The sequence below is a fragment of the Lysinibacillus sp. NPDC093190 genome, assembly GCF_050280425.1.
Classification (GTDB): domain Bacteria; phylum Bacillota; class Bacilli; order Bacillales_A; family Planococcaceae; genus Lysinibacillus.
On record NZ_JBNNVG010000016.1, the window covers coordinates 1 to 18,229 of the forward strand.

Below are 18,229 nucleotides of genomic sequence, written 5' to 3' on the forward strand. Positions count from 1 at the left end.
AGAAAAACCGAACTATTTTGAAACACTTCATGAGCGTTTCATTGGATAGTTCGGTATTTTTGTTGGCTGAAACACTTTTGTCCCAGCCTCTTTTTGAATGAAATAATGCAAGTCCAGAATTGATTATATTTATAAATACAACTAAGTGGCCTATAAAGATTGAGCCTTTCACATATCAGTGAAGAGCTTTTTTATGCGTTGTACAAGCTATCGAGGTGGTCAACAGTACTAGTTACAGGTGTATTTTGATTACATAAAAAATTGGCGTGGTGTAATGTCGTGATAACTTGCATTAGATAATAATGAATTTAGAATTCGCTCATTTTGTTGGACAATTGCTTAAAATGAAACAAAACCCAATATTCTAATAAGAAAATAGTGTATTGTTGCAATAAATATAGTATAACATTCTATATTTTAGTATAATATTCTATATTTTTAACAAAAACAAGTTTCCTTTATTAGGATAAAGGGCTGAAGGAAGGTATTATATTGTTATATTTAGGATTGATCATGATTGCTTGTTTATTTTTATATTTACAAAGAGCATCATTTTCATTGGTGGCTGATTCAAAGTTGTATTTACCGATTAAAAGAATGGATATGTTAATTGTGATTGCTCCATTTATTTCATTAGTCGTGTTTTCTATTCTTTTTTTAACTGTACTGAAGGGACAATTAGCTGATAGAATATCTCATGCTTTAATAGTTTTTAGTCTTTGGATCTTTTTCACTTATTTCATAAAAACTCTATTTGGTTATTGGAAAAATAAAAATATATTATTAGTTTCTTTAGTTGGAATACCTTTGACGCTATATTTTATTTTCCAATTGACGCCGTTAGACAATTATACAAAGATCGTTTTTCTGAAAATAGGGAATTTCTCATTTATCATAGGTCTAGTATTAATCATTTTATTTTATTCGAATTATTTACATAAAAGGAAATTAGAATTGGCGAAGGTTAATTAAAGAATGGGGCAATTTTTATTTATTCGCCTTTAGAAAATAGAAGCGTATTCGGGAGATTCGAATACGCTTCTAAATTTTTTTAGATAAACAAAGATCGAGTATATAGAGATTTTCTAGGGGTTATATGAGTAATTTAGTAATGCGATATAGTTATGGTAATATAAGTAATATAAAGTTTATAATTAGAATAGGTGATTAAACGTGAACAAACAAAATAAAAAGATAATCAATATCGATGATAATCGCGGTCTGTATACGAAATTTCAACGTGACAGTGCTCCGAGTGTCATCTTTATAGCTGGATTAGGCGATAACTTTGAGACATGGAAAAAAGTCCAAGATCGAATATCGGATGAAACGTCAACTTTGTCCTACACGAGGGCGGGTATTGGTAGGAGTTCAGTCGCAGCTGTCCCACAGACTTGTCATGATTTGGTCGAGGAACTATCTGACTTGTTGCAAGAACTTGACGTAAAGAAGCCATATATACTAGTAGGGCATTCTTTTGGTGGTTTAATTGCAAGATTGTATGCCAGTCTCCATCCACTCGACATCTGCGGAATGATTTTGGTTGATGCCGCACCGGAATATAAAGAACTTGCTTATGAACAGGTTTTACCGGAAAATCTGGTTGCGGGAAATAGAGAATATTTAGAAAACCCTTCGTTGAATAGTGAAAATATTGATAAAATGCAGAGCTATAAGCAAATTGTTGATCATTCAAGACAAACTGACCTCCCTCTCACAATTATTACAAGAGGTTTACCTGATAGTGGAGAAGAGGGATGGCCGTCGCAAAAGATATTGGAAATTGAACAAAGTCTCCAAGAGGATTTCAAAAAACTATCAGCGTTAAGCAAGTTTCGGATTGCTAGTTGTAGTGGACATTATATACATCATGATGAGCCAAAGATAGTGATTGAGGAGATTATTCTAATGTTAAAGGAAAACACTCAGTTGAAAAATAATGATGAATGATCTTCTACTTTAGGATCTTTGGGTAAAACAAAGCAATCAAAAAAGCAACGGGGGAATCTCATTGAAATTGAATTATTATCTTCATTTATTTTAATTTTAGTATTATTAGCAGGGTGCGATAGCGAAAAAGAGTTCACTTTAAATGATATAAAAAAAGTTAAGCTGGAGTTAAAGGAAACTCTAAAAGAAAGAATATCATATTCCATAAAATTGATAAATGATAGTGATTACGTGATAAAGCAAAATAATGTTTTTGTTTCCTTCATGATAAAGGAAGGGGAAAATGCTCATAAAAGTAATGAATATAAGGTTGAAGCTAAGGGAAACAAATTAGATATTCAACCAGAGGAAAAGGTTACTTTAAATGTGTTTATGCCGTTTGAAGGTATGGGTGATAAATCTTTGTTAGGAATTGATAATCCTAGTATTCAATTAAATGGTTATATGGAAACCGTCGATGATAAACATCATTTTAGTACTGGAGGGGACTTAATCAAAGATTGAAGAGCGAAGGGGTGATAGCATTATTTTTTATTTTAAATGCAAATTTGAAAACTTTATTATTGCTGCATATCACTCAGTTTGAATGCACTCCAACAGTTAGGCCAAAATCTAACGATTGGGGTGCATTTCAATTTGAGTAACCTCCGCAAAAAAATTATTCTAATCTCATCTGCGTTTTATTCTTTAATTTACCGCTTTGAAAGGTAATAGATGCACTAGTATACGATGTTTTACCAGCATAAGTATACATTTTGAGATCACCTGATTTAGTAATTAAATCTCCTTCTCCACCAAGAATTTCAAATACTTGAGCTTCTGACATATCATTTTCAAGTTTATTAAATTGTTCCATTGTTATTTTTACATTAGAAGAACTCATACCCATTGGAGTTTTCTTTATTAATTTACCACCTTTGAACATCATATTAACAGCTGTGAGAGATCCATCTGTTTCAAAATCGTACAAAATAGTATGATTCGGTTCACCCGCTGTACCAATTTCAGAAATCATTTTTCCCTTTGAACCAACAATTTTAATAACTTCCTCATAAGTCATGCCTTCAATGATTTGTCTGAACTTTTCTGCGGTTAATTTAGTTGCAACTTTTTCTTTGGTAGCTGATACAATTGTTTCTTGCTTTGGAGATTCATTAACAGGTTTATCTTCCTTAGTGGCATTTTCATCACAACCAGCTAATCCCAAACTAATTACTAGTGTAGCGCTAAAAATTAATTTTTTCATTTCTATAATCTCCTCCTCTATATTTCCATTTTAGGGAATTATAAGAGGGAAGTACAAACAAAAAATAGATAATGGTGATTAGTTATCTTATTATCCAAGGGCCTATGCGCTCGATAAATTAGTTGAGTTAGTCTCTGTTTATCTTGGACATGCTGCTGCACAATATATATTATATCGACTAGATCAATTGCTGTCTGGGTCTTTACAACACTTTAACTTTCATTAGAGGAAGATGACGGTCAGGAAACACAGTAGATGGAGTAGAGCCAATGGTCTTTGCTCCCATTTTTAAATAAAAGCCTTCTGCGTTAGGTTCACTATCAAGAGTAAATTCGCTTATTCCTAACTCCTTTGCTTTATTTAATAAATGGTCCCATATCATTCTCCCAAATCCTTTACCGATATAATCAGGGTCTATGAATAATGCATCTAATTTCTGTTCATTAATAGTAAAGCTATAAAATGCTACTATCTTGTTGTCACTCTCCATTACGTAAACTGGATTTTCTTCTATGTACTCTTTTGTTACAGTTAAATCAGCTTTACATTGTTGTAGAAAAACTTCTGTATATCCCCAGTAGGCTTTGGACTTATAGGCTAAATGGCTTAATAGATGACAATCTTGAACTTTTGAACTTCTAATTAACATTATTATTCCTCCGATAAATCATTTTATGAAAACATGAACCTAAATCCTATTTTATTCATTTATTACCAAAATATCAAAGTTAGAAATATTGAAAGTAAAGCAGATGCTATTTTAATTGGAAAAGAGCTTGAATTAGTATTGTGTAGGTGAGCGAAAAGAAAACTTGAAGATTTTGTGCAGTAAAAAATGTAACGAGGTGAGTATATGACAGGTCAACTAGTATATTTCAAATAAAAAACCACTATGAAGTGGCTTTTAATTAAATATTTTAATTTAATATTCCCCTTTTTGGTAATTCCTTAGTAATCACATGACCATGCCGTACCTGCGGGAACGCATTTAGCAGCAGATGCAGTAGAGGCAGTGGATACAGATGTTACGCTAAAAATCGCTACAGCAAAAAGAATTATTCCTAATTTCTTTTTCAATATAAACACCTCCCTCCTTATTTATTTATACTCAACTAATTGGGAGATTAGAACCAAATAAAATATGAATGTTTTATTAAACTTTATTTTACGAGGAAATTATTACAAAGGTAATTAGGGATTTATGCTATTGGATTTCTTCTATGTACTCTTTTGTTAGTTAAATCACCTTTACATTGTTGTAGAAAATATTCCGAATTTCCCCAATAGGCTTTTGACTTATAGGCTAAATTGCTTAATAGATGACAATCTTGAGCTTTTGCACTTCTAATTAAAACTATAATTCCTCCGATAAATTATTTTTATGAAAATATGAATTTATATCCTATTTTATTCATTTATCCCCATAATATTAGTAGAATTTTAATAGTAAAGCAGAATCCATGTTAATCAATAAAAAGATACAAGACTTATAGGCAAATATGCTGTGGACTTTTAGGTAAAAAAACTATAAAAAGGTCACTTGGGATAGGAGTGACCCTTAGTAACAAGAACCGGACGTGTAAGGCTAAATTAGCTTACATTACTATTAATATGACGTTATAGCTTTGTTTGTATAGTTTATAGCTTGAGAAATAGATTTGAAAAAAAGCCTAAGGGTTAGGTGGAACGCACAGATACACCAATTCGATTTAGAGCTAAAAATATCTACTGGTACGATTGGGGGCACTTGCGTGTGCACAAAGGGGTTCGAATTTGATTAAATTTTGTTCCAAATAACCATAAATTGTGCTGCTTCAGATTCAAGTGCAATTAGATGATCTTCAGTAGAGGGTTCATCTGAAATCAACCTACCTTTTTGAACGTTTAAAATTGCAGGTTTTATATCGGGGGAATGCTCAATGCTAAAATTAGATTGATTTAATAGTGTCAAAGATGAGCGGCATTTGTTTTTATCAATTCGTTCGTCCTTGCCTTTGAAATATAACTTGATTAAGTGTGGAACTCCGTCAATCTTTAATCCAAGTTCTGGTGATGAACGGACAGTTATATATTCGCTATACCAATTGGATTTGCCTGGTTCAAACCATTCAATTTCTTTATTTTTAATAAATTTTAAATGTGCTTTGACTGCTTCCAGGTAATTTTTTTGTTTTGCTTGAGAAACTTTGTTAGCAAGAGAAAGCAGGTAATCGTTACTAAATTCGTTTTCATGAAATTTTCGTATACCATCCCGTAAAGGTTTCCAATAATCAAAAGCAGGATTGTATTCATCTTGATATTTTATTTGTCTAACCATTGAAGTTTTACCAGTAACGCCTTTGAAAGTAAAGTCTGTAAATTGTGTAAGACCGATAGATACATTTTTTGAAGACACTAATAACAACTCCTTTATTTGTAAATATCCCACAAAATACCTTAGATAATTTTCAGGAAGTTGTAACATGAATCAATTACAAATATTCGTCCATGACAACGGTCGTGTATTAACGACTAATTAAGCATCGTAAGGCAACCTACGAAGCTATCGGAGCAATGGAAACAAATGTGGTTATGGGAATATTACGATGTAGCCATGTAAAGAGCATACAACATTATCCAAAGTTTAGAAGCACTACAGGTTAGTCAGAAAATGGATTACATGGAAGTGTAAAAGGTCAATAAGGCCAGCAACAGTTGGAGGTGCCAAATGTTCAAATAAACAAAGTTATCGTTGCATGAACGCTTGGTATTAGTGGGTAAGTGGTGGTTCAGATACTGAAACGGTTAGTGAATTTTCTTTATATGCCAGATGATGGCCGAGATCACATAAAGAATTTTGTGTAATATGTGAGTTACTCATTATAGCCATTGGTGTACCAGTAATTATTGCATGCTAGTAATTAAAAGGCTGCCTAACAGTTACCTGTTAAACAGCACATGGATATTGTAAATATAAAACAAAAAACAGGAAAAAGTCAACAAATTTTTAGATGTTTTTGTATGGTTGCTCTTGTTAAGCAGTTTGCAAATGGTTGGTTTTAGATCATCATTTTTTAATTATTAAATAGATTTGTTCGAAGAAATGATTTTGGTTTTTGGGAAGGGTTAACCCTTCCCATTGTCGCAAAGTTTTGGTTGTAATCTTCGAACTGTGAAACAAGGAAGCATTCAAGTGATTCTTCATTTGGAAATTGCTCTTTAGATGAGGTTGGATCAGCATTTTCACAAAATAATAACAGTCCGGTCATTTTAATTTACCAATTTTCTATTTAAATTCTATTTAATTCATTTATTACTATCATATTAAAATTGAAAATATTGAAAGTAAGACAGAAGCTATTTTATCTACAAAGGAGAAGATTCAAGAACAAAGAGACAGGAATCTCTCGTATAGTCGGGGATCATGTTGTTTTTTTTCATGTTTACTTATTGGTTTTTATATGATAATTTGGGTGATGAAAAAATGAAGTGGATTCATGTTTTAGGTATAATTGTTTTAACAGCTTCGCTGAGTATAGGTGGTACTTATTTAATGATGAAGAAGAACTATGAAAACGAAAAATCTAAAAGTACTGAGAGCGAATTGGATAGCGGTCAATCAATTTCGAAAGATAATAAGAAGAAAGAGTTTGTATCGACAGTTGATACGACTATTGGTTGGAAAAATCAACATATTCCAAAATGATTGATGAATGGAAAAGTGGAAATGAACCCTTTATTGATAATCTAATGCAAGAAATTATTCAAGAAATGGCGCATCAAAAGATTATTGCTGATGAAAAAGAAAGTTCAATTATGATAACGCCCGAAAGAATCGACACTTTGATACAGATGGTAGAAGAAAATAAAGATAAATACGAGCATGATGATAAATATTTAGAAATATTAAAGTGTTGGAAAATGGGTGATTTTTCAACAGTTGACGATGACCACAACGTTATGATGCGTGTTCAAGGGTCAAAAGATCTTGGCGCGGCGATAGGTGTTGCTTCAAAGGAACAAGAGATAGATTATATATTTCAAGTTTTCAGTAAAGAGGTAGAAGAAGTTTTAGGTAGTTCAACGGAAAAATAAATTTTAATTAATAAATTGCGGAAAAAACGAATCCAATAGGCAATCTTTTCATTCGTTTTTGAGTATAACAAAGAAGCTGGCGAATACGTTAGCTTCTTTTTTGGTCTAAAATCGTGCAAAATAAGATGAATGATTTATAATTCTAAAGATAAACCGCTGAATACATTGGAAAATCCTTAAGTTAGATTTTTATCGAACGTTATTATTAATTATCAATCTTTTATATAATGAATGGACTTTGTTCTAAAGTATTTTATTTGAAATCAACACTAAGTAGCAATGCCATAAATAAAAACCGCAGAATCATCAGTAATTTAATAAAAGTGCTTTATTGAACAATCTGTGGAAAGTAACTATAAAAGGGTCACCAGGCTGGGGGCGACCCTTAAATCGGAAATGTTAATACTCTCTATTCATGAAAGTAGCGCTGATAATTATTAAAAGTATAAATAGAACAACAATTAAGGCAAATGTTGAACCATTACCATATCCGCCACCATAGTAACATCCATTATTTATACCACCAACGTTTCCGTAGTATCCCATAAAATATCCCTCCTTTCTACAATCTATAATATGTAAGCTGTTGAGAAGGAGTGGGGTGTTAAACCATTCAGCTAAAGGCATTAAAAAATATATTTTTGTGGGATAAGACAATAAAAAAGGGTCACTTGGGATAGGAGTGACCCTTAGTAACAAGACTTCGGAGGTGTAAGGCTAAATTAGCTTTACATTACTATTAATATGTCGTGATTGCTTTGTTTGTATAGTTCATAGCCTGAGAAATAGGTATAAAAATAAAATGCTGTAGCGTCGTCACACACTACAGCTCAGAATTGGTTTAAGACCTTCTTATAAGGTTTATTTGTATGAGCATTATAGGATGATTGAATCTATTGAGGAAGCAAGACAGCAGAAAGTGAAAGTAGATAATAACAGCTACGTTGGGGCTAAAACGGCTATATATGGCATTGAAGCAACACTTCCAAAGAATGCAAGTAATCTGGTATTTATTGAGGTGCCACAGTCTGCTTAATAGGAATACATACTAGTAATTGGTAAGCTATGAAGCTTTCCAGTACAACGATATTTAGAGTCAGAAACAAATTTTGATGGTGAAGTAGTCGAAAGGCTGCTTTTTTTGTTTTTCAAAAAGATAATTCAACTAACGATGAAGTTTTGTTGAAGTAGAAGGAATTTGTTGGAAGTATAAAGAAGTAATAAAGAAAAGTAAATTATTTGTAGGAGGGGATAAATTGAATGTTATAGACAAAATGGAGAAGTTTGATTTTGCAATATTGGAAATGAATGATGAACAAAAAGAGTTCGTCTCTGCTTTAAAGTTAATTACAGAAGGAAAAGAATGTTTGGCTGCAGAAATTTTAAAGGATCTGTATTGTGAGTCTCATGATCTCTCATTACGAAGTAGCTGTGCCAAGATTTTATTTGAGCTTTATTTTTCTAAATCCGAATGGAAACAATTAGAGATGCTCGGCCTTCTTGATGATCAAAGCATTGATCAAAGCAATCGTAACAACATTCGCCTTCTTAAACGATCAAATATGTATTCCAATGAAACTAAGCATCTCTGGCTCTCCAACGATTGATGTAATGATTAATGGAAGTAAGAAAAGCTTTTGGTTAGATACTGGAGCAGGGATGACGGTCATCTCAAATGCTTTAGTAAGTGACTGTAATATTAACATTGTGAAAGATGAAGAATTTGAGGTTGGAAATTCAACAAACCAAAATTTCAGTACCGATTTGGCCATCATCGATTCAATTGTCATACAGGGTCTGACGATTCTTAAGCAGCCTATATTGGTGTTAGCGAATGATTTATAAAGGATTCAAAATCCTAAAATGGAAGAAATAATGCAGGTAGACGGTATCATTGGATGGGATATCATACAACATATTTTTCTGGAAATCGACTATGGACGAAAACAGGTCGTAATTCAGAAACCGCAACGAAAAAATAGTGTGGATAACAACCTTTTCTTCTGTGGGTATCCGATTTTGAAAGTGAAAGGTCAGAATCAAGTTCCATTGTATTTCGGTTTAGACACGGGTGCGAATAAGACCCATTTTGGACAACCACTTCTATCGAAAATCGGGGATCTTAAAATAACGAAAAGAATGATACATTCTGGAGGCTTCGGTGATGTAAAAGAGAGAAAATTAGACAGCATAGAAAGTTTAATTGTTAATCTGAATGCGAATCAATCGATCAGCTTACACAACGTGAGAGAGATGTTGACAGATCTTGCTACTTTTTCAAGCTAGATGGTGTTTTTGGTAGTGATATTGCTAAGGATGGGCTTATGGTGATTGATTATACGAATAGAAAATTTGAGCTTGTGTTTAACTAATGATGCTTTCAAGAGTCAAGCAATTATTACAACCTCTTATGTATTTAATCATTGTATAAGGTTTTAATATCATAAATTTATTGGAGGTAATAGTTCATGCCCTTATTCAAATACGGAGTGCTAAAAGGTAAAGTTGTTGACGTGAGACCTGTGGATTCATATGACAAGACTCCTCATTACGAAGTGCATATTCGAGCAACAAAGAAGGATAAAAGTGAGGAGAATTATAGGATTGCGATTAATGTTGCCTCTAAGGTAAAGCCTTCAGAAGTCCTATATTTTGTTAGTGAAGATTTCAATTCGAATCAAATAACAATTATTCCAAATTACGAAGAAGGATTTACTGAGGTTACTAGTGAAAATCGCGAAATTGCATTAGATTATATTCGTGGTGGCTTATTTGATCCCAAAAAAATGATTCCTCTTCCTGCAACAAAAAATGGGCCAGACAATGACTTAAATGAGAAAGTTAATAAATATATGCAAGAGGCAATGACTAAAAAAGCAATAGTATATGCTTACGGAGAAAAATTTAAAAATGAAGACGCAAGAGATAAATATTTCGGTTTTTCTCCAGGCAGAGGCATACATGATATTCATATGAATCAAGGAAATAGTAGGGATTTTAGAAATGACGACGGGATATGGCAAGATGGTGGTGTACTCATTTATTTTGAGGAAGAAAATAGATGGGTTGGTATATTCCTTGCATTCCAATCGCAGTCTTGGTGTACAGATGACCATGGACATGCAACTAAGCCAGTTAGTGAATGTAACCATATAAATAACAAATCAGCGGGGAGGTTGTTCCAACAATTATAATTTCTTTAATAGGAGTGAGTAAAGTTGGAAGTAAAACAACAAAAGAAGGGGAAATTAGGTAAAACGATTCAAGTGCGTTTAGTTTCAGATTTAACAAAATCACAGGAATACTATTGAGATATTCTTGGATGTAAAATTGATGACTGGGGGACACGCAGAGCGAGATGAGATGACTATTATTCTTCAGCAGTCGGACTCACCAGAGGATGTACGACCAAATGCAACATCAAAAAAGCGTTCAGATTATCCTACCGTTTGGGAAGGTCCTGAATTCGGATGGGACACATATATTCACGTTAGCTGGGATGTCTTGGACACTTTGGGTGAGGAAGTTCGTGAAAATGGTGGGGAAATTGAGGTGGAGCCTTTTACAGGTACACATGGTAACTGGGAGTATAAAGATACCTGTATAAAAGATCCAGATGGATATAACATCGTATTAGGCTCAATGCGAGAAATATAGAAATATCAAAGTATTTAATGGCTTATATTTTCCATTTCGTAGGAGTTTGTTATTTTATTCGTTGCCAATAGTTCGATTAGATTAAATTTACTTGTCTGTGAACAATTGTACTTAAACTATAGGGTAACTTTAGTTGAAGTACATGAGGAAAAAACGAAAGAATATGCGACATAGAAAAAGAGGCTGGGACAAAAGTATTTTAGCTAAAGTAAAACCCGAACAAATTTGCAAGACACTCATACGGTGTTTTGCCATTGTTGGGGTTTTCTAAATATAGTGCTTAATTTATTTGAAAGTAATTCGGCTTTCGCAAAGAGCTAAATAGTTATGTCCCAGCCTCGTTCCATAGCTTTTAATTTTGCTTTATGTTTAGCTTTTGGAATCGAGTGATACTGCTCGTATCGACACATTCTACGGTATTACAAACTTTATCTCTCGCAAGCAATACCATCTTTGTCGCGATCTTTCGAAGCATTTGCTTTATATAGTTCAGCTGATACAAAAGGTTTGTATTTTGTCTTTCCACCTTTGTTTTTCACATTGGCATCCTTAGCAACGCCACCTTTGTAGTCTTTATTTAACTCTGCGCAATTTTTGTATGTTTTCGCTGCTGCCTCTATTGGTGTCGGGATGCTCATTGTTCCACCGATTAATAATGCACCTGCGATAATTGAAGTAGCTAATTTTTTCATAAATGTTCCTCCTAGAATTATTTTTATCGTTTTATAATGAAATACATAATAACAATAGTAATTTAAGTAGATTTTTCTTTATTATTGTTAATTGATGTAAAACAATAGGTTTAACGACCTTGAGTAAATATTACTATTTTGTTTGTGAAAAAACAATATCCATTATTGTTTTTTATTTACAATGATGGTTGTTGTGAAATACATAATTATGTTTCTTTTAAATTGTTTGAAAATTAATTGATAAAATGTATAATTATTTAAAGCAAGGTAATAAATTCCTTATAAATTGTTTTGGTGTCGTTAGATTCCAAATAAATAAAAAATTATCATTCGCGGTTAAACAAGTAGGAGATGTTCAATCTTCATAAGAATCTTCCACCTCTATGTATATTACCTCTACTTGAAATTCTAAACTAGAAAACAATACTATTATCCTTTTTTTGCCAAAACATTCTATGCAGTATCTTCATTTTGCTTGTAGATAATTCTTTCAAAACAATCTAGGAATGCGGAAGGAGATATGTTATGGAAAAGAACTCAAATCTATGGAAAATTGTATTTGTAGCTAGTTTTAAGCAATGAAAACATAGGTAGAGTTATTACTTTTAGGTCAACAAAATTAAATCCCAGGATCTCAATTGATTTTGAGCCTGTTTTTTTTATTGGTAAAATAAAACCAGCTCATTTTTACCATAATCGGAATATTAATCTAAAAAATATAAGCAGTATTAAAATAAATTGTTATCAGTTAAAAAAAGCAAACAAAAAGCATAACGACATGATTAAACGAAAATAGAGCGATTATAATATCGCTCTAAAAAACTCATAAAATCCCATGTCCATCGGAATAGCCCAAATTAAGAATCCAAGAAGGGCAATCGGGCCAAGTAATAAATTATAAACTTTAGTTGGTAATATTTTTCCGAATAAGGTTTTGTAAATTGCTACACAAACCACCATTACAACAGGTAGTAATAACATAGGTGGAATGAAATAAAGCAGACTTCCACCAAGGGATAAACCTGAAAATATGTCCATTGAGTTACCTCGGTATGTATTTTTTGTAAATGATAACATAAAAAAGCCGCAGCGTCGTCACTCGCTGCAGCTAAGAATTGGTTTATGCCCTTTAGGTTTCTCAAAAGTATAATATCACAGGTAGGAGGGCAAACCTATGTTAAAAGAGCAAACGGCAGTTACTAAAAAGAATTTGTTACAGTGGATTGAGAATTATCGATGGATGGTTGAAACGATTGAGGAAGCAAGACAGCTGCGAAAGTTGATAACAGCAGTTACATTGGGGATAAAACAGCTATCTATGGTATTGAAGCGACATTACCAAAAGCATCTGGAGGTACAAGTGATCCAGTATTTACAGAGGTGCAAAGTCGTGTATATTCACTAAATTATCGTATTAAGGAATACGAGCAAAAGATTGCAGAGGTTCAAAAACGTATTCCGTTAGTGCATGGAGACAGGGAAATCGAAGTGCTTCACAGATTACTTAATGGAAATAGTAAGCGAGCGATTGGCAAGCACGTGAAACTATCAAGTACTACAATTCTCAGAGTAAGAAATAGTATTTTGAGACAGGTGACGAAGTAGTCGGAAGGCTTCTTCATTTTTAGTGACCAAGGAAATTTATAGGCAATTGTAGAATATTTCTATGTACAAAAATTTGATAGGAGTGACTACAATTGCGTTTTGAAAATGATGAAATATATCCTTTTTGCACATTTATTAGTAGAACGGTGGAAGTTGGTGGGCTTACTAAATCGCAGCTTATCCAGAAATTGCAACAATACTCTATCTTGATGAATGAGTATGGAGAGAGGCTATTTGCAGACGATAAATTTATGACTTCTGTACAGCATACAGACCGTTGAACTAACTGTTGAAGACCTTGGTTTTCTTGAAGGAGCTAATATGACTCAAATCTATAAAAGAGCTGGGGAACTTGGTTTGGAGTTGTGCCCGCTTGAGTTAGGACCTCACCTAAGATTGGAGTACCTGGATCAGCTTGAAGGTTATTCAGGCAATCCTTTACAGCAACAACAAGCTCCTTCAGGTTCCATCACAATAGCATCGGAGATACTAACTGAAGATGATGAATTTCCGAAAGGCTTTTACCTTAGACAAATTAATGGTGTTTTGTGGCTTCGTGGATAAGAACAAATGTAACAGATGTAACAAAAGGAACAAATGTAAAACATGTAGCATGTTTTGAGATAGAAAAAATATGTTTCGATGTTCTAATGCAGCCTTTGTGTATTTCAATGATATGGGTATGCATAAAATGACCATTTTAAATGGAAACTTTATTAAAGTAGGAGATTCTTATAATAACGATAAAAGACGCTGAAACAAATGAAATTTTAGCTTATGAAGTATCTTCTACGTTGAGTATAGAAATTGCGCTCAACACGTTACATAAATTGAAGAAGCATCGCCATTTAAGGGAAGATGCTTTTATCCATTCGGATCAAGGTTTCCACTATACGAATCCAAAATTCCAAGGCTTAGTAAAGAAAATTGGCTTGGGGCAGTCCATGTCACGTCGAGGGAATTGTTGGGATAATGCGCCACAAGAATCATTCTTTGGACATTTTAAAGATGAAACAACAATTAGAGCATGTGAAACGTTAGAAGAAGTAAAGAAAGAAATTAAGAGTTATATGATTTACTACAATCATTATCGAGGGCAATGGAATTTAAATAAGCTGCCGCCTGCAAAATACAGACAGCAGCTTCAGAAAGTTGCCTAACCTTTTTTTAAATGTTCTTTACAAAGGGTACATATTACAATTTGAGTGACCTATTTTTTATTTACTGGTACAACTACAGTTACTTTTTCTCCAATATATCTGTTATCTTTTGAAGCACTATCAAAAACAAATTTTAATTCTTTGACACCTACTAAACCTTCTTTTCCTAAATCAAAAATAACTTCACCTTTTTGTATTACCTTACCAATAAATTCCGACTCGAAATGAGAAATTTCAACAATTGAATTGATTTGACGTTTTGTATCAGTAGTCATTTTCGCTGAATTTGGATGAAAACTTAAAGTATCATCAGATAAATTTTCTCCTGTTATAGATAGAATAAGTACATTTGTTTCGGCATCTGTTTCAATCATTTTTGGATCACGCGCAACCAGTTTAGCTGTTTTCATTCCATCAATTGAAAATTCAACATCAGCACTTTTATACTTGTCATTTGGTACATCATATAAATCAGTGATTGTATATGTACCTGCAAAATCATTTTTCACTACATCACCAACATTCGCTTCTGTTAAATTATCTGCTTTATTGGCTTTACTTTCTTCTTTTATTTTAATGTCAGTAGAACCTGTTACAGCTTTTTCTAGTGAAGCCGCATACTTAGCAAATTCATTATCTTCCATATCACCATTCATTTGTAATAAAAATTTTCCACTTTGATGAGTGTGAGAATAAAACATAGAACTTGAATTTCCTAATTCATCATAATAACTCTTTGCTTTAGATTTTCTTCATTATCGAATAAAAATATTCGACCACCTGAATCATCACCAAGAGAAGGGATTAAAATTCTTTTACCTTCTTTTCGGATATTTCCAAATTCATCATTTGGTAAGTCTGAAACTTCTCCTAGTTCTAAACCATCATCTTTAAAATGTTTAATTACATCAGCTGTTGTTTTAGCTAGAACTTTTTGATGTTCTTCAGTATTAACACCATTTTCTTTTGGTTTATCGTCCTTTGATGAATCACTTCCACATCCAGCTAATCCTAAACTTAATACTAATGCTGTACTAAAAATTAATTTATTCTTCATCTATAAAATCCTCCCTCTATATTTCCATTCTAGGAAATATAGAGGTAAAAGTACATGTAAAAAACAGACAAATGTGATTAGTTATCTTATTCTCCAATTAGACCCGCCTGTATTATTCCCATTGATTCTTTGCTAAAATACGAAAGTTTGTCTCAAAATAAAAAGCAACCAAAGCAACAAAAAAGCAACCAAAATTCTCCGCCAATAGACTAATATGAGTATGGCCGAGGATGTAGGTACGGAATTGTTTATTGATGTTGGTGAGGGCACCGAGGCGCTGGACTGTTTGGTTGAGCATCTTGACGGTAGGGGGGATGCCCTCTTTGTCACCAAATACAAAGTCGGATTTGATCCATTTGCGATCCTCACGCCATTGGTAGAGCTGCTTCAATTTCTCCACGACAATATCATCAATATCGACGGATCGGACACTGCCGAAAGTTTTGGGTGGTGTGAGTTCGAAGTCGCCCCGGATGCTTTTTTTCGCATAGACAGTTTTGTTGATGTTAATGATTTTTTTGTTTAAATCAACGTCCTCCAACTTCAAGGCAATTGTTTCACCTGGGCGCATGCCTGTGAAGGCGATTGTGTAAATGAGGGTGCGGTACATTATGTTGCGGTGCTTGTCCACGTAACTTAAAAATTCCTTCAATTCGTTAGTTTCTAAATAGAGTTTCGCGGTTTCTTCATTACTAACATCCTCTAACGTCAGCTTTTTCTTCGGTATAAATGAAGCTTCAACTGGGTTCATCTCAATCAAGCCAATTTCCTTTGCATAGGCAAACATCATCTTCGCTGCATTGTGTGTGCCACGCAGCGTGTAAAAGGCTGTGCTATTTTCAAATAGGTGATTGAGGGTGCCTTGTATTTTCTGTGTCATTATTTATAGCTTATGGTGGTGTAGGGTATGCAGTATCGATTGAAAATGAAGGGCCAGAACTAGTTCAACTTAATACTGAAGAGAATAATTTAGTTTCTAATAGTGAAATAGTAGAGCATAATTATTTTATAGAAGGCGACTCTAAATACGTTGAATCTAGTTTAAATACAGAAGAAATTACTATTATTAGTATGTTAGAGTTTAATGAAGATACAGATACTATAACAGTAAGTGCCAATTTAGATTATAAATATGGTAATTCTATTGATAAAAAATTCGATGTTACGCTTTTATCAATTACTGATGAAGATAATTTTAAAGCCAGCTTTATTGACCATGAAACTGGAGAAGAATATCTGTATGATAGTGCAGAGTTACAGGAATCTGTTTGGCCAGTAGTTGGTGTTATCGTTGGGTTTATAGCAAAGCAAGGTCTTAAACAAGCTTTGAAAAAATGGGGAAAAAGTGTTGTTGCTTCTATGATTCGCTCAGTCCCAGCTGTAGCAAAAGAAGCAGCTAAAGATTTAGGGTATTCTTTAGTTGAAAACCAATATTCACATGGAGCTAAAATATTTTATAATAAAAAAGGAAAACCTAAATATATTTCAATAGATCAAGATGGTCATAATGGAGGAGTATGGAAAGGCGCCGACTCTATAAAAAATTTAGGTTCAAAGAAAACACGTTCAGGAACCTATGATGCCGAATTAAATAGAATAGGAGATTGATACACTTTGGTAAAATTAAAAGACTTTAATATTGATTTTGACTGTACTCAAGTGACACCTTTTTTCCAAGTCCATGAAGACAATCGGATACGATTTGATATTGAGAAGCTAAGTAGTGTTAACCTACAATTAATTATTAATCAAATATTTAATGGGAATAAAGATATTAATGCTATCTTTGTTTCTGAATATATTTTCAATAAAAAACGTAAGTCAGCCAAAACAAAGATTGGTCAAATTATTCATTTGAAAAATTGGAAAGAGGATGTAGTATTAGAAGGCGATACAAATGATGGAGTAATTTATGCTTCTATAAAAAACTTAGATCCTTTAGATGTATATAATTACTGTTTTAATGTTAAAAAAGGATTAACAGGAGCATATATTTCATTCTATTCCAATGAATATTTATTATATGTAAGTAGTGATGTTATTGATATTATTTCAAATGATTACACTAATATTAATAAGCTAAAAGGTAACTATAAAAACCTTTATGATACGTATTATGAGATCTCTAATGAATAATTAAAACATTTGTTAATTTACTAATTAATTAAAGCAGTATTGTACTTAGGGGCTTTCCTTGAAAAAGGGGGAGCCCTTTTGTTATGTAGCTAAAGGGGCAGCATTCTTGAATGAGTAGTTGTAAAAGGTGTGGCCGTAAATTACGGTCACAAAAATCAATTAATAATGGTATGGGGCGTCAATGTAAGAAGAAGGCCACGAAAGAAGCAGAAAATGCAGAATTTTTAAAGATTCAAATGACAATTTTTGACCCTGAATTTTCGTGTGGAGGTGTTATCGATGCAAGGACGATGCATACATGCACTTGAAAAATCGAACCTTGTTGAAGGTGAAATATATTTTTTGTACCCTCATAGCGGTTTAGCTTATGACGTTAGTAGATTTCCCCACTCTGGTTCTCATTTTGGAACGTATCAAAAAAGTCGGTTTGAGATCATAACTGAAGAATGGCAGCAGATGGACTTGTTTAATCTATAAGAACTCAACAAATACATGTTGTTGGTAGAACCGCATTGTAAAAACTTTTAATCAGCAACCATCAAATAGTACTTAGGAGGTTTGAAAATGAACTAATAGGCAACTCCTGAGCATTGGGATCGTAAGGGCTACTTGAAAGAAATTGTGCAGTAGAGATAAGTGCATTATCCATTAT

At 33.1% G+C, this 18,229-nt stretch carries 23 protein-coding genes and 4 pseudogenes; 17 read left to right on the plus strand and 10 right to left on the minus strand.

All coding sequences use genetic code 11. The features are described from left to right. The first annotated feature begins 492 nt into the window (after positions 1 to 492). The 3 genes from ACQKOF_RS13515 (at position 493) to ACQKOF_RS13525 (ending at position 2,454) form a co-directional block, all read left to right on the plus strand. Positions 493 to 972 (plus strand): hypothetical protein, encoded by a 480-nt coding sequence (locus ACQKOF_RS13515; protein WP_427557778.1) that lies wholly within the window; start codon positions 493 to 495, stop codon positions 970 to 972. A gap of 201 nt (positions 973 to 1,173) precedes the next feature. Further along, positions 1,174 to 1,950 (plus strand): alpha/beta fold hydrolase, encoded by a 777-nt coding sequence (locus ACQKOF_RS13520; protein WP_427557780.1) that lies wholly within the window; start codon positions 1,174 to 1,176, stop codon positions 1,948 to 1,950. A gap of 18 nt (positions 1,951 to 1,968) precedes the next feature. Then, positions 1,969 to 2,454: a hypothetical protein gene (locus ACQKOF_RS13525; RefSeq protein WP_427557783.1), complete on the plus strand. Its 486-nt coding sequence runs from the start codon at positions 1,969 to 1,971 to the stop codon at positions 2,452 to 2,454. Between the two features lie 154 nt (positions 2,455 to 2,608). On the opposite strand, the gene ACQKOF_RS13530 is transcribed toward ACQKOF_RS13525, so the two are convergent. The 5 genes and pseudogenes from ACQKOF_RS13530 to ACQKOF_RS13550 all read right to left on the minus strand — a co-directional run. Then, on the minus strand, positions 2,609 to 3,196 hold the full coding sequence (locus ACQKOF_RS13530; RefSeq protein ID WP_427557786.1) for a hypothetical protein: 588 nt from the start codon (positions 3,194 to 3,196) through the stop codon (positions 2,609 to 2,611). Between the two features lie 202 nt (positions 3,197 to 3,398). Further along, a complete protein-coding gene (locus ACQKOF_RS13535) occupies positions 3,399 to 3,845 on the minus strand; it encodes a GNAT family N-acetyltransferase (RefSeq protein ID WP_427557789.1) in 447 nt (148 codons plus the stop codon). A gap of 299 nt (positions 3,846 to 4,144) precedes the next feature. After that, the gene (locus ACQKOF_RS13540; RefSeq protein ID WP_427557792.1) at positions 4,145 to 4,273 is read right to left on the minus strand and encodes a hypothetical protein; all 129 of its coding nucleotides are present in this window, start codon (positions 4,271 to 4,273) and stop codon (positions 4,145 to 4,147) included. 700 nt (positions 4,274 to 4,973) lie between these two features. Next, positions 4,974 to 5,591, minus strand: a complete 618-nt coding sequence (locus tag ACQKOF_RS13545; protein WP_427557795.1) for a hypothetical protein — start codon at positions 5,589 to 5,591, stop codon at positions 4,974 to 4,976. A gap of 658 nt (positions 5,592 to 6,249) precedes the next feature. After that, positions 6,250 to 6,405 (minus strand): annotated as a pseudogene (locus ACQKOF_RS13550) (IS256 family transposase); the annotation flags it as partial. A gap of 254 nt (positions 6,406 to 6,659) precedes the next feature. Here ACQKOF_RS13550 and ACQKOF_RS13555 point away from each other — a divergent pair. Beyond that, a complete protein-coding gene (locus ACQKOF_RS13555) occupies positions 6,660 to 6,881 on the plus strand; it encodes a hypothetical protein (RefSeq protein WP_427557798.1) in 222 nt (73 codons plus the stop codon). After that, positions 6,854 to 7,270, plus strand: coding sequence for a DUF6241 domain-containing protein (locus tag ACQKOF_RS13560; protein WP_427557801.1), 417 nt, complete (start codon positions 6,854 to 6,856; stop codon positions 7,268 to 7,270). Before ACQKOF_RS13555 ends, ACQKOF_RS13560 begins: the two co-directional genes overlap by 28 nt. A gap of 399 nt (positions 7,271 to 7,669) precedes the next feature. On the opposite strand, the gene ACQKOF_RS13565 is transcribed toward ACQKOF_RS13560, so the two are convergent. Beyond that, the gene (locus ACQKOF_RS13565) at positions 7,670 to 7,816 is read right to left on the minus strand and encodes a YjcZ family sporulation protein (protein WP_427557804.1); all 147 of its coding nucleotides are present in this window, start codon (positions 7,814 to 7,816) and stop codon (positions 7,670 to 7,672) included. Between the two features lie 337 nt (positions 7,817 to 8,153). Here ACQKOF_RS13565 and ACQKOF_RS13570 point away from each other — a divergent pair, with 337 nt between their 5' ends. From ACQKOF_RS13570 to ACQKOF_RS13595, 6 genes are all read left to right on the plus strand, one after another. After that, positions 8,154 to 8,306, plus strand: coding sequence for a hypothetical protein (locus tag ACQKOF_RS13570; protein WP_427557807.1), 153 nt, complete (start codon positions 8,154 to 8,156; stop codon positions 8,304 to 8,306). Positions 8,307 to 8,526: 220 nt separating this feature from the next. Then, positions 8,527 to 8,877: a hypothetical protein gene (locus tag ACQKOF_RS13575; protein WP_427557810.1), complete on the plus strand. Its 351-nt coding sequence runs from the start codon at positions 8,527 to 8,529 to the stop codon at positions 8,875 to 8,877. Continuing rightward, positions 8,843 to 9,115, plus strand: a complete 273-nt coding sequence (locus ACQKOF_RS13580) for a retropepsin-like aspartic protease (RefSeq protein ID WP_427557813.1) — start codon at positions 8,843 to 8,845, stop codon at positions 9,113 to 9,115. Before ACQKOF_RS13575 ends, ACQKOF_RS13580 begins: the two co-directional genes overlap by 35 nt. An 18-nt stretch (positions 9,116 to 9,133) precedes the next feature. Further along, on the plus strand, positions 9,134 to 9,556 hold the full coding sequence (locus ACQKOF_RS13585; protein ID WP_427557816.1) for a hypothetical protein: 423 nt from the start codon (positions 9,134 to 9,136) through the stop codon (positions 9,554 to 9,556). Positions 9,557 to 9,738: 182 nt separating this feature from the next. Next, positions 9,739 to 10,464, plus strand: a complete 726-nt coding sequence (locus ACQKOF_RS13590; protein WP_427557819.1) for a DUF2278 family protein — start codon at positions 9,739 to 9,741, stop codon at positions 10,462 to 10,464. A 139-nt stretch (positions 10,465 to 10,603) separates the two neighbouring features. Next, a complete protein-coding gene (locus ACQKOF_RS13595) occupies positions 10,604 to 10,927 on the plus strand; it encodes a VOC family protein (RefSeq protein ID WP_427557822.1) in 324 nt (107 codons plus the stop codon). A 428-nt stretch (positions 10,928 to 11,355) separates the two neighbouring features. On the opposite strand, the gene ACQKOF_RS13600 is transcribed toward ACQKOF_RS13595, so the two are convergent. Continuing rightward, entirely contained in the window at positions 11,356 to 11,565 is a 210-nt protein-coding gene (locus ACQKOF_RS13600; RefSeq protein WP_370043414.1) for an excalibur calcium-binding domain-containing protein, read from the minus strand. Between the two features lie 855 nt (positions 11,566 to 12,420). Further along, positions 12,421 to 12,657, minus strand: coding sequence for a hypothetical protein (locus tag ACQKOF_RS13605; protein WP_427557825.1), 237 nt, complete (start codon positions 12,655 to 12,657; stop codon positions 12,421 to 12,423). Between the two features lie 136 nt (positions 12,658 to 12,793). Here ACQKOF_RS13605 and ACQKOF_RS13610 point away from each other — a divergent pair, with 136 nt between their 5' ends. The 3 genes and pseudogenes from ACQKOF_RS13610 to ACQKOF_RS13620 all read left to right on the plus strand — a co-directional run. After that, a complete protein-coding gene (locus ACQKOF_RS13610) occupies positions 12,794 to 13,024 on the plus strand; it encodes a hypothetical protein (RefSeq protein WP_427557828.1) in 231 nt (76 codons plus the stop codon). A 292-nt stretch (positions 13,025 to 13,316) separates the two neighbouring features. Beyond that, a pseudogene (locus ACQKOF_RS13615) lies at positions 13,317 to 13,788 on the plus strand (helicase). A gap of 176 nt (positions 13,789 to 13,964) precedes the next feature. Then, positions 13,965 to 14,384, plus strand: a pseudogene (locus ACQKOF_RS13620) (IS3 family transposase); the annotation flags it as partial. Positions 14,385 to 14,977: 593 nt separating this feature from the next. Here ACQKOF_RS13620 and ACQKOF_RS13625 read toward each other — a convergent pair. Both ACQKOF_RS13625 and ACQKOF_RS13630 read right to left on the minus strand, forming a co-directional pair. Beyond that, a pseudogene (locus ACQKOF_RS13625) lies at positions 14,978 to 15,441 on the minus strand (stress protein); the annotation flags it as partial. Between the two features lie 112 nt (positions 15,442 to 15,553). Then, complete coding sequence (locus ACQKOF_RS13630; RefSeq protein WP_427557831.1) at positions 15,554 to 16,321, minus strand: tyrosine-type recombinase/integrase; 768 nt, start codon at positions 16,319 to 16,321, stop codon at positions 15,554 to 15,556. Between ACQKOF_RS13630 and ACQKOF_RS13635 the strand changes: the two genes are divergently transcribed. The 3 genes from ACQKOF_RS13635 (at position 16,315) to ACQKOF_RS13645 (ending at position 17,885) form a co-directional block, all read left to right on the plus strand. Continuing rightward, positions 16,315 to 17,049, plus strand: a complete 735-nt coding sequence (locus ACQKOF_RS13635; RefSeq protein WP_427557834.1) for an SAR2788 family putative toxin — start codon at positions 16,315 to 16,317, stop codon at positions 17,047 to 17,049. The two genes, ACQKOF_RS13630 and ACQKOF_RS13635, sit on opposite strands and share 7 nt — an antisense overlap. Positions 17,050 to 17,055: 6 nt before the next feature. Then, a complete protein-coding gene (locus ACQKOF_RS13640) occupies positions 17,056 to 17,577 on the plus strand; it encodes a hypothetical protein (protein ID WP_427557837.1) in 522 nt (173 codons plus the stop codon). A gap of 110 nt (positions 17,578 to 17,687) precedes the next feature. Beyond that, complete coding sequence (locus ACQKOF_RS13645; RefSeq protein WP_427557840.1) at positions 17,688 to 17,885, plus strand: DUF6011 domain-containing protein; 198 nt, start codon at positions 17,688 to 17,690, stop codon at positions 17,883 to 17,885. The last annotated feature ends 344 nt before the right edge of the window (positions 17,886 to 18,229 follow it).

Coding starts and splice junctions, on each gene's coding strand:
- ACQKOF_RS13530 (WP_427557786.1), bottom strand. CDS start 3,196: ATGAAAAAATTAATTTTTAGCGCTACACTAGTAATTAGTTTGGGATTA.
- ACQKOF_RS13535 (WP_427557789.1), bottom strand. CDS start 3,845: ATGTTAATTAGAAGTTCAAAAGTTCAAGATTGTCATCTATTAAGCCAT.
- ACQKOF_RS13555 (WP_427557798.1), top strand. CDS start 6,660: ATGAAGTGGATTCATGTTTTAGGTATAATTGTTTTAACAGCTTCGCTG.
- ACQKOF_RS13565 (WP_427557804.1), bottom strand. CDS start 7,816: ATGGGATACTACGGAAACGTTGGTGGTATAAATAATGGATGTTACTAT.
- ACQKOF_RS13570 (WP_427557807.1), top strand. CDS start 8,154: ATGATTGAATCTATTGAGGAAGCAAGACAGCAGAAAGTGAAAGTAGAT.
- ACQKOF_RS13580 (WP_427557813.1), top strand. CDS start 8,843: ATGAAACTAAGCATCTCTGGCTCTCCAACGATTGATGTAATGATTAAT.
- ACQKOF_RS13585 (WP_427557816.1), top strand. CDS start 9,134: ATGGAAGAAATAATGCAGGTAGACGGTATCATTGGATGGGATATCATA.
- ACQKOF_RS13590 (WP_427557819.1), top strand. CDS start 9,739: ATGCCCTTATTCAAATACGGAGTGCTAAAAGGTAAAGTTGTTGACGTG.
- ACQKOF_RS13595 (WP_427557822.1), top strand. CDS start 10,604: ATGACTGGGGGACACGCAGAGCGAGATGAGATGACTATTATTCTTCAG.
- ACQKOF_RS13600 (WP_370043414.1), bottom strand. CDS start 11,565: ATGAGCATCCCGACACCAATAGAGGCAGCAGCGAAAACATACAAAAAT.
- ACQKOF_RS13605 (WP_427557825.1), bottom strand. CDS start 12,657: ATGGACATATTTTCAGGTTTATCCCTTGGTGGAAGTCTGCTTTATTTC.
- ACQKOF_RS13610 (WP_427557828.1), top strand. CDS start 12,794: ATGTTAAAAGAGCAAACGGCAGTTACTAAAAAGAATTTGTTACAGTGG.
- ACQKOF_RS13630 (WP_427557831.1), bottom strand. CDS start 16,321: ATGACACAGAAAATACAAGGCACCCTCAATCACCTATTTGAAAATAGC.
- ACQKOF_RS13645 (WP_427557840.1), top strand. CDS start 17,688: ATGAGTAGTTGTAAAAGGTGTGGCCGTAAATTACGGTCACAAAAATCA.